The sequence below is a fragment of the Salegentibacter lacus genome, assembly GCF_020164555.1.
In the GTDB taxonomy this organism is placed as follows: Bacteria; Bacteroidota; Bacteroidia; order Flavobacteriales; family Flavobacteriaceae; genus Salegentibacter; species Salegentibacter lacus.
The window spans coordinates 1-481 of the sequence record NZ_JAIQZB010000070.1 but is presented as its reverse complement, the minus strand read 5'-3'; the positions used below and the strand labels follow the sequence as shown (position 1 = coordinate 481).

The window sequence follows — 481 nt, the reverse complement described above, 5'->3', positions numbered from 1 at the left end:
CTCACGATGATGAATATTCGCTTAAAAGAAGTTTTAAGCCAGGTACACGGAGCAAGCGGTTTGAAAATCATCAGGGCTATTTTAGCTGGAGAAAGAAATCCTGATGTTCTAGTTGAAATGTGCCATAATAGTGTTTTAAAAACAAAAAGGGAGCTGATAGTTAAATCTTTGAAAGGCCATTATAACGAGGCGGGACTTTTTGCCTTAGAACAGGCAGTTACCTGTTACGATTTTTACCAGGAGCAGATAGTTCGCTGTGATAGAAAATTAGAAGAAGTGCTTAAAAAGATGAGCTCCAATGAGCCCCCGCAAAACAATCCAAAAGCTCCTAGAAAACCTATAAGACACCACAAACGTATCCGGCCCACCAACCACATCCTCTAACTTAGCATAATTTTATTTATCGGGTCCCCTCGGATAAACTTGATCTAAGCTTGCTTTAATTTCTTGTAGTTCTGAGGGTAGAGATTCCGGATGTCTT

General features: G+C 39.9%; 1 pseudogene. It reads left to right on the top strand.

The window, feature by feature from the left end:
- Positions 1-384 (top strand): annotated as a pseudogene (locus LB465_RS18115) (hypothetical protein); the annotation flags it as partial.
- Positions 385-481: the final 97 nt, after the last annotated feature.